Consider the following 9,853-nt stretch of genomic DNA (forward strand, 5'->3'; position numbering starts at 1 on the left):
AACAACCTGGCGTACTGCTGCATGCGCCAAGCGGGATCGGCGTGGTCAGCCCTGAAGCCGTATGCCTGGCCTCCGGCGCCGAAAGCGTTGGCATCATCGCTGCGCACAACGCTGATATCAGCGCAGGCCACGACATCACCGCCACCGCGCAGGGCGGCATCAGCGTAGTGGCCAAGGAAGCTGGGATACAACTCAAATCTGCCGGAGGAAAGATCGAGCTACATGCTCAAGGGAATGATCTTCACGCCTTGGCGAAGACCGATGTGAAAATCGAAAGTATTCAAGGGCGCGTGGAAATCAGCGCACCGCAGGAGCTGGTGCTCAACTGCGGTGGCGCCTACATCCGCCTGAAAGACGGTGATATCGAGCTGGGTGCACCGGGCAACGTCTATTTGAAGGCCTCCCATGTGGAAAAAACCCAAGGGGCCAGCCTGCATACCCCTGCCTCCCCATTACCGGCCGGTTATGCCGCCGGCTATACGCTGAAAGACCACGCCCAGGCAGCAATGCCGTTTGCCCGCTATCGCGTTACGACTCAACAGGGGGATGTGTTCAATGGGGTAACGGACAGGGATGGGCGGACCATGAGTGTCAATACCTTGGTGCCGGGGGATTTGAAAGTTGAATTATTGAGCTCGGAAAAATGGATTAGTTTTTTGCTCCGCCCGAATTGAACTACGAAGGCATAAAGTGCACCGCGACCATGGATGACGGAGAGCTCTTGCAAGGCGAATTCGATCATGAGAACAAGGCGAGCTTTTACTCTTTTTATGGAAAGGCTTGTGTCAAGTTTGAAATAGAGGACCTGGACCGCTCGCGCGAGGTGGCCGGCGCTGCGGAAAGAATAATCAAAGAGCTCTCGGAGTAGCGCTATGGATTCTTTTTATAAGTTGTATCTGGCAGAAAAATCTCATCCACTTGACGACGAGGTATTGGAAAAGGCGCTTGAGAGTTTTGAAGGGGCGGCACTAAAATTTTCTTCGGATTTTATAGATGATGCCAAGCAGCGCGATAATTACAACCGTAACGTCAAGCGGGTGAGGGCGGAAGTCTTGCTGCAGGTTAGGAGCGGCAAGGTTTCGGTTAAAGAAGCGGCGGAGTTTTGTTACGAAATGCGCAACAAGATTATGGCTGAGGTTAGGAGTAAGACCTCTGTACACGGGAAGGCTATTGCTGAAAAAAAGAAAATTATTTCCCCTTCGCTCGAAAAGCTTCTTGACGAAAGAGCCGTCAAGAAGTTTGGCAAGAGTTTCATGGCGCTTGGCGCGGAGCAAAAAAACTCGATGTACTACGAAATCGTAGAATCTTCTGCCAGGCCTAATGCGGGATTTAACACTCTTAATAAGGCGTTGAGGGTTTCAGGCAAAGTATTAATCATCGTTACGGTTGCTTATGCGGCGTATGAGATAGCGAACGCTGAGAATAAGCAAAAGGAGGCGATCAAACAGGGTGTGATTGTTGGTGGCGGGGCGGCTGGCGCTGCGTTGGCAAGCTTGGCTGTATCTACAGTGTGTGGCCCTGGCGCACCGTTCTGCGCCGTTGGTTTGATGTTAGCTGCTGGGATTGCATCTGGTTGGGCTGCCTCGACATTCGCTGAAGCTTATGACGATGAGATAGAGGAGTTCTCCAAATGGGAGGTCAATTAGATCAGCGGGAACTGTGGCTGGCACTCTCCTATTTGTTTGTGGATAACGAAGTCGATTACGTTCAAATAGCGGCGGTGGCAAAATCGTACTCTATGGTAGATGTTGAAGATGCTTTGTTTAAAATGGTTGCACCAGTTTGTATTTTTAATTTTTTTGTGTCAGTGCCACCAATTTGGTTTTGCTTTGATAGGGAGCAATTATTTTCAGATATCGATTCTTTAATAGAGAAAAGAGCTAAGCAAGGCCCGCTAGGGAAGTGTTTTACCGCTGTAGGGGAGCGCGTGCTGCGATTCCTTGGTTCGGATGATTGGGCCGAGTTAAAAGCGGAAATTGAGAGGGCGAACCAAAAGTGGGGGTGAGCGGTAGTGTACGGTCTTCAAAATGAGGTTGTGGCTAGACGTATAGAATGAGGGCATAAGGATTATGAAAATAAAACGTGATTATGTTTTCTGGAGTGGGATGGATCTACCGTATGTAGGCGTGTTTTGCTATCTGAGCATTCTAAGGTTGTATGTGAAGCGGTCCGCGAAAATTATGCTGTTTAGCTTTTCATTGCTGTTTTTTTTGGTTCAGGTCTTCTAATTTATTAAGTGGTTTGGGTCGTTGTTTTGTATGATTTGTGGGTGTGTATTAGGGCTTGCCCTATCAATTGTAGAGTAAAGGCATGCACTACCGAATGTTTTTTTCAGCTGGCATTTTGATAATGCTCGGGGTTGAGGCTACCGCGACATCGTTTGGGCGCAAAACGAGCGCCGATGTTGCGACGATTGATGATAAACCGGCTATCTGTCTGCCAGCTAAAGAGAAGCAAGTGTTTAGGCTGGGGTGGCTATCTTTATCCGAAGGAGATGTAAGAAGCCCCGCTTCTTGGGGGATCGCACTTACGGAAGGTGCTCAACCGAAAATTTTGAACCCTGGTGATTGCATAGTTTTTGGTACTGTGCCAGATGGCTATGAGAGTGACGATCAAAAAACAAATGCTCGTCCCTTAAAGCTAGAGGTTGATAGAGCCTATATCTTTCGAATGAGTGACGCTTATCGTCCAAGAGATACGTATGCGGTTGTTTTTTTAATTAACGAGGCCTTGGGCGGAGCCCTGGAATATATTCAGTACAGTCGAGTCGTCGAGTATGGCGAACTGATTCCGTCCCGCGATGCTGGACATAACGACAATGATGAATAGCTTTTGTGAGTTAGTGGTGTTGATGGTTAATTCGAAGTAGGTGAACTGCTCTGACTAGCTTGTGCGAATAGGTGAGGCGACATGGCTTTGTCTAGTTTGGGTGCGAAACCCATTCGCGATTTAAGGAAAGATAATTATTAAGGAACGATTGATATGAACGACACCCGGCACCGTACGGATACGCTTAATCCGTTCAAAGTCATTACCGTCGGAAAACAGAAACAGCACTGGATCGAATTCCAATTGCTGGACGAACACGGTGAACCCTTGGCGAACATGCCCTTCCGTGCGCAGAACGAAGCCACGCGCACGGCGTATATACCCGAATATGCTGGCATCAGCGATGCCGATGGGGTGATCCGCATCGAGGGTCTGCACCCGCTGGCCATCACCTTGTTGCTGGACGCCAATTCGCTGGCCGGGCAATTGCAAACCCGTCGCTTGCGCGCCGAACGGCCTGAGCCGCCCAGGCCTGTAATTGGCGACCGCACCCCGCTGCACAGTCCGCAGCGTTCGGGTTTTTCTCCAATCGAGCGACAGACCATTGAGGCTGGGCATGGCTATCACTACCTGCGTATCGGTCAGTTGTGTGATCGGCTGCCCGATCTGTCCCCGCCATTGACCGACGCCAATCAACCGCCCGCCTTTCATTTTCCAGACCGGACGTACAGCGGCTTTACTGTCGATGATGGACAACTGGACCGCCGCCATGTGCTGGAGGTTTGTCCGCTCCGGGCCTGGTCGCTGGTGCTGCATCACCAACCGGATTACAGCCTCGCCAATGCCTACAACCTGGGACTGATGAGCATCTTGTCGTACAGCACATCGCCAGAGCAGGACCGGGGTTCCGTCAAGGAATTTTTCGACCAGCAATGTGTGGATCTGTCACGTACGCCGAGGATATGGGACGGGGGCCAGAATTGGCCTTGTCTGGTCAGTGATGTGCCTTTTGATGAGCGCTATACAACGGCCGAACCTTTGGACACCAGCAAAGCAGAACCGCCGGAAGGAGACACGCAACTGTTCTACGCCATCAATGCAACCCAGGTGCTGGTGGCCTGGCGCGGCACCGAGATGGCCTACCCCTTTACCGACCTGGCGACAGACGTGACCTTTCGACCGGTCCAGCCAGAAATTGTCGCCAACTGCGAACCCAAGGTGTCCTGTGCCGACCTGACGCAGGAAGGCAGCGTGCATTTGGGCTTTCGTGATGCCTATGAAATGGCGAGAAGAATTTTTTCCGATGATTTGGGCAAGACGATTCCTGGAGAGGGCTTCGACAGGAAGCTCTTCATTTGCGGCCATAGCCTTGGCGGTGCCCTCGGTCTGATTCATGCCGCCTCACTGCAAACGCGCAACCCACTGTTGTACACCTACGGCATGCCGCGCACCTTCACGCTCAAGGCTGTTCAGGGCCTGGGCGAGTTGCAGCACTTCCGGCACGTCAACGACACCGACACCATCCCCAGCGCGCCACCCGAAGCGGCGTTGGATAATTACCTGTACGACTTGTACGGCCCGTTGGGCACCACCCTGGGATTTACCTGGTCGTTGCTTCAGCTAACGGCCAGCGCAGTGTTCAAACATGGCGATCCTTTTTGTCACCACGGCGAAATCGCCATGTTCTTCAGGGCCGAGCAGCACGTGCAGGAACGTGGCTCGCAATACCCGGCCTACCGCAACAAAGAAGGGCTCGGCGCGCCTTACTACACCACCATCGCTCATCCCCTGCAGGAAAAGGCCAAGTTTTATCTCGTACCCAGCCTGAGCCCGGAAGATGACCAACAGGCCAAGCAGGCGCAAGAAGGCCTGATCGGCACGCTGCGACCGGGTGATCGGGCCCGTTATTTCCCGCCCCACGGCAACCCCAAGAAGGGCCGACTGAGTGGCCTCGGCAACCATTTCATGAGCGAGTATCAACCCTACCTGCATAACCATCTGCTGGAGTCGATCAACCCCGAGCGGGAGCCCTTGATGAAGGAGCAGCTTGAGCGACAACGCTTCGAGCAGCAGATGCACGAGCATTACAGCCGCATCCACGAACACGAACGGGACCGTAACCGGGTCTTCCTGGGTTTGCAGGGTTTGCTGACCCAGGCCTTGGGCACCACACGGGAGGTCGAGGGCGGTATCGAGGCGTTACAGCGCTTTGACGCCGTGGCCGACCCGAATACCTACTTTACGAAGACCTGGGGCTGAGTCCGTCGACACGAGCAAGGAGTGGATCATGATCAAGAAAATACCCATCGTCATAGTGGCAATGCTCATCAGTCTCAGCGGTTGCGCCAAGGACTACGGCCTGGCGCCACCTGCGGACAGCGAAAAAGTGACGGTAACGGTAAAACTGCCCAAGGAGCTGACAAATGAAGTCATGCAGGTCGTTTACCGCTCCACCATCTGTACCTTCACCGACCACACTGCAATGGGCAAACCCTACCAACGTGACGAGTATCAGCGAACTGATATATGGCCAGTGCGTCAAGGACAGAGTGATCTCTATCGAGCCGAGCTACCTATGGACGGTGGCGGCGCTTGCCAATGGCACTTGAGCAACGTGACCTTCGGCGTCGTTTATGCCGACCCGACTCGTTTTGGCGAGAGCGTGGTTGTTGGTGGCGGCGGCGGCATTGTGGTCATCTTCGATCACAACAACTCTCCACGGGGAGGAGCAGACTTCAAGATCGATGGTGACTTAATGATCAAGAAGGATTACTACCCATGGTTAAAGGAAAACTTCCTAGACGGATATGTAAAGCGCATCAGTTTGGCAGGCGAAGCTAGTCTCTACCTCAAGTATCAAGCCCTACAGGCTCGGCAAGTATTTTTCGAACCCATACTGCATTCCAATTACCTGGTCACCTCTGAAGGAACAAAAGTACATAAAGTCGGAAGCTTCATTAAATTCACCTACCCCGACGGCACCGTGGTGGCCGATGGTTCACATAATCCCGACCTGCGCAAGCTCCAAGCCATTCGCCTGGCTGCGGAGAACAAAAAATGAAATCAGTTCTCCCGGTTATATTTATCACTTCGTTCGCGAGCCTCAGCGGCTGCGCCAAGGACTACAGCCTGGCGCCACCGGCGGACAGCGAAAAAGTGACGGTAACGGTAAAACTGCCCAAGGAGCTGAAAACCGAAACCATGTGGGTGATGTATCGCTCGGCCGCTTGTAAGCGCATCAGCTATGGCGCTAGCGGCCAACGTACCGAACGGGATGGCCATAACTCCGTTTATAAAGAGTTCGAACGCCAGGGGCAGAGTGATATTTATCAAGTCGAACTACCCAAGGATGGGGGCGGAGCATGCCAATGGCACCTGGCCAATGTCACCTTCGGTGTTGCTTATGCCGATCCCGCTCGCTTTGGTGAAAACGTAATTCCTGGAGGAGGCGGTGGAGTTGTGGTGATCCTCGACCACAACAACTCTCCACGAGGAGGAGCTGACTTCAAAATAGATGGAGACTTAACGATACAAAAAGATTATTACCCATGGGTGAGCGAGGCATTTTTAGGAGGATATAAAAAACACATCAGCCTATTAGGTGAAGGGCGTTCATATCTTAAATATCAGGCGCTGCAAGCTCAGAAAATATACTTCGAACCCGTCCTGCACTCCGATTTCATGCTTCGTTCAACCGAGCCCAAGGAGAAAAAAAAGGGCAACAACATTGCATTCACCTTCCCCGATGGAAGTGTTTGGGCTGATGGCCGCCTGGACTCGAAGTTTCAGAAGCTCCAGGCCATTCGCCTGGCAGCGGAGAACAAAGAATGAAGCCACTTGTTCCCGTTCTGCTTGAAGCAAGCTCAATCAGTTATTAACTAACCTTAGGAACAGGAGTTCTAAATATGTCACAAGGATTTGTTTTGCTGGGTGATAAAACCACTCACAACGGAGAAGTCATCTCAGCTTCTTCCACGATGAGTATCAAAGGCAAACCCGTAGCGTTGGTCGGCGACAAGGTCCGCTGTCCGATACCGGGGCATGGGATCAATTCCATCGTCGAAGGCTGCGGGGAATGGGCCGAGAATGGTCGCCAGATGGTCGTCAACGGTTGCCGCAGCGAGTGCGGTTGCCAGTTGATTTCCAGCGCACCCGATTGCGCGGTGGGCTGAGCCATGGGTTGGGATCGTCAGGCATCCGAAGTGGTGAAGGCCCCGGCACCTATCGTGCTGGGTCGCTGGGTATTTGGGGCAGGCGCGGCGGTGTTGGCGTCTGTTTTGCTGTCCCTCCTACATGCCGCCGAACATTTGCCGATATTGCAGACATTGAGCATCTGGGCATTTTCCGGCTCGCCGTTGCTGGCTTGGGCATTGGCGTTCGGTGCCCGCGCCTATGCCTATGGTGGCGCGCTGAGTCATCACCAGTTCCTGCAAGCGGAGGCGCAAGATGCGCAACACGCCTGGCAGGACTGGGCGCATCGTTATATGGCTGTGCAGGCCAGTTGTGTGCTGTTGCCAGATCGCGTCTCTGCCAGCGTGGTCGTTCAAGATGGACTTAACGTGCCGCCTCGAACTGGACAGGCACGGCGCATTGCCGAGGTCCAGCAGCAGCCCCAACGGGCGCCCGCCGGACTGTCATTGCTGTTGTCGGCGCTGGAGCCGGCCGCGCGAGTTTTGCCGGTAAGACAACCGTTGCGCGTCACTCTGCTGAGCGATATCGAGCCCGGGCAATACGCAGTGTTGCGCGAGGCATGGCATCAGATCTGGGTCAATGACATGGGATTGCCGGCGCCAGAGTCGGTCATCGTATCTGCTCAATTGTCATACCAGTGGATCGACGAGACGCTGAGGACCGGCAGTACCGCCATTGAGTTGATCCTGGTGTTGCAGCTACATGGCGAGTCGGCGTACTCGGACGGCTTGGCTGCCTTGCTGTTGTGTCCTGACAAGTTGGCGCTCGCATGGGAGCTGCCGGTAGTCGGTGGCTTATTGCGCCCCATGTCGCTGGATACCAACCGCTTGCCCCACGAACTACCGGTATTTCTGCAATCCCAAACCGGAGCTCTTCGAGCGACTGGACTGCTGGCTGATGGTACCGACTGGCAGCCGTTGATGGGCCAGGTTTTCGCCGCCGGCGGTGCGCTGGGCGCTTCGCTCGAAGTAGGGCAGCAGTGGATTCAGCAGCGTCTGTGCGGAGTGACGGGGCCGTTCAGTCATTGGCTGACGGCAGCGTTGGGCGTGGAGATGGCCAGGCACCAACAACGTCCTTTGTTGCTCTTGGCCAAAGATGCATCAGGGCATTGGATCGGCACCGTGACGTCCGGAGAGATCGCATGAGGACCTTCAGTAATTTATGGCGCCGAGCGGGTGCAGCGGTGTGGCTCATCACGCTGACTGCGCTTTCGGGATGGGCTATCTGGTTTTACGGCGAACGGGTTGGCTTAGTGGACGATGCCCACAAGCTGTTGGCTTTGTTATTGATCATGACCATGGCTGTGCTGGGGTATCTGGCACCTCTTTTACTGATCTATCTCAAGCGGCAGTTCCACCGTGAGCACGAGTTGGCGAATAAAGCGCGCCCTCATGAAGATGCGTATTTGGCGCTGCCCCCTCAATCAGGTTCTGAGCATTCGGAGCTGCGTAATTACCTCCGCCACCTATACGGCCCCCTCTGGCGCCACAAAACCCGCCTCCTGCTCATTGTCGGCGAACCCACCGAGATCACCGCCATCGCCCCGCACCTGGCGAATAAGAAATGGCTCGAAGGCCAGCGCACTGTGCTGCTTTGGGGCGGCAGCCTCCAGGAAACGCTGGAAAGCCCACTGCTGGATCAGTGGCTCGGCCTGCGTCGTGGGCGCGCATTGGATGGCGTGGTCTGGGCGCTGACCCCGGAGCAAAGCGCCGATGCCGTGGCGCTGGACAAGGGGTTGCGGCATTTGCAGGAGCTGGCGCGGCGGGCACGTCGGCAGTTGCCGTTGCACCTGTGGCAGGTGTGCGAGAACGCATGGTCCCAGGAGGGTCGCGAAAGCCAGCCGGTGGGTTGTCTGTTGCCGGCCAAGGTGACGCCAGCGATGCTGGAGGATTGTCTGGAGGAACTGGTCGAGCCTTTGCGTCACCAGGGCATTGCGCAGATGAAGCTCAAGAAGCAGATGCACCACGATTTCCTGCTGCGCTTGTCCCGGGATTTGCAGGCCAATGGCATCGCCCGTTGGCGGCAGGCGTTGGCACCGTTGTTGAGTGGTTTCAACCCTGGGTTGCTGCTGCGCGGGGTGTGGTTCAGCCAGCCGTTGCGCGCCACTGACAGTGGCGAGATCGAGCATTTCTGGTGGCCGGATCCGGCGTGGCATGGCGTGCAGCGCGACAAGGCCGTCGGCGCTCGCCTGGGCTGGCGTGCACCGCGAGTCGCCTACGGGCTGTTCCTGGGGTTGGCGGTGATGTGGGGCGCGGGAATGGTGCTGTCGTTCGTCAGCAACTGGGCGCAGATCGTCCAGGTGCAGGCCGTGTCGACGGCGTTGCAACAGGCATCGACCCCGGAGGCACAATTGCTGGCGCTCAATGAGCTGGTCCACGTGCTGGCGCGCCTGGATCACCGCGCCGTATACGGTGCACCTTGGTATCAGCGCTTTGGCTTGAACCGCAACCCCCAGCTGCTCGAAACGCTCTGGCCACGTTATGTCGAGGCCAATAAGCGCCTGGTGCGGGATCCGGCGGCGGCGCGCTTGCGCGAGCAGCTGGAGGCGTTGGTCAAGCTGGCGCCGGGCAGTCCCCAGCGCGTCGAGCGCTCGGCGGTTGCCTATGATCAGCTCAAGGCGTACCTGATGATGGCGCGCCCGGAAAAAGCCGAGGCGGATCTTCTGGTCAAGACGCTTGCCCATGCCGAACCCACCTGGGAGGGCGTGTCCCCCGCGCTCTGGCGAACGGTGGCGGCCAACGTCTGGCAGTTCTACGCCGAGCAACTGGCCGCGCACCCCGACTGGCGCATCGAGGCCGACCCTCGGTTGGTGGCGCAGGTGCGCCAGGCGTTGCTCGACCAGTTGGGCCAGCGCAACGCCGAGGCCAGCCTGTATCAACAGGTGCTGGACGAC

Annotated in this window: 10 protein-coding genes; all 10 read left to right on the top strand. The window is 55.5% G+C overall.

From position 1 onward, the window contains the following. Positions 1-674 (top strand): DUF2345 domain-containing protein (locus tag JZ00_RS29335; protein ID WP_046510212.1); only part of this gene is annotated, 674 nt, incomplete at its 5' end. Between the two features lie 198 nt (positions 675-872). Beyond that, on the top strand, positions 873-1,646 hold the full coding sequence (locus JZ00_RS29345) for a hypothetical protein (RefSeq protein ID WP_046510213.1): 774 nt from the start codon (positions 873-875) through the stop codon (positions 1,644-1,646). After that, positions 1,631-2,005 (top strand): DUF7079 family protein, encoded by a 375-nt coding sequence (locus tag JZ00_RS29350; RefSeq protein WP_039594690.1) that lies wholly within the window; start codon positions 1,631-1,633, stop codon positions 2,003-2,005. Before JZ00_RS29345 ends, JZ00_RS29350 begins: the two co-directional genes overlap by 16 nt. A 305-nt stretch (positions 2,006-2,310) precedes the next feature. Next, a complete protein-coding gene (locus tag JZ00_RS29355) occupies positions 2,311-2,829 on the top strand; it encodes a hypothetical protein (protein ID WP_039594689.1) in 519 nt (172 codons plus the stop codon). 153 nt (positions 2,830-2,982) lie between these two features. Beyond that, positions 2,983-5,028 (top strand): lipase family protein, encoded by a 2,046-nt coding sequence (locus tag JZ00_RS29360; protein WP_039594688.1) that lies wholly within the window; start codon positions 2,983-2,985, stop codon positions 5,026-5,028. A gap of 28 nt (positions 5,029-5,056) precedes the next feature. Continuing rightward, a complete protein-coding gene (locus JZ00_RS29365; protein WP_039594687.1) occupies positions 5,057-5,830 on the top strand; it encodes a hypothetical protein in 774 nt (257 codons plus the stop codon). Next, the gene (locus tag JZ00_RS29370; protein ID WP_039594686.1) at positions 5,827-6,600 is read left to right on the top strand and encodes a hypothetical protein; all 774 of its coding nucleotides are present in this window, start codon (positions 5,827-5,829) and stop codon (positions 6,598-6,600) included. The genes JZ00_RS29365 and JZ00_RS29370 overlap by 4 nt, the downstream gene beginning before the upstream one ends. A 74-nt stretch (positions 6,601-6,674) precedes the next feature. Then, a complete protein-coding gene (locus JZ00_RS29375) occupies positions 6,675-6,941 on the top strand; it encodes a PAAR domain-containing protein (protein WP_039594685.1) in 267 nt (88 codons plus the stop codon). A 3-nt stretch (positions 6,942-6,944) separates the two neighbouring features. Then, positions 6,945-8,105: a hypothetical protein gene (locus tag JZ00_RS29380; protein ID WP_235433126.1), complete on the top strand. Its 1,161-nt coding sequence runs from the start codon at positions 6,945-6,947 to the stop codon at positions 8,103-8,105. A 107-nt stretch (positions 8,106-8,212) separates the two neighbouring features. After that, the coding region (locus JZ00_RS29385) for an ImcF-related family protein (RefSeq protein ID WP_327184811.1) at positions 8,213-9,853 on the top strand (1,641 nt) is incomplete at its 3' end.

This window comes from Pseudomonas frederiksbergensis (genome assembly GCF_000802155.2).
GTDB classification, from domain to species: Bacteria; Pseudomonadota; Gammaproteobacteria; order Pseudomonadales; family Pseudomonadaceae; genus Aquipseudomonas; species Aquipseudomonas frederiksbergensis_A.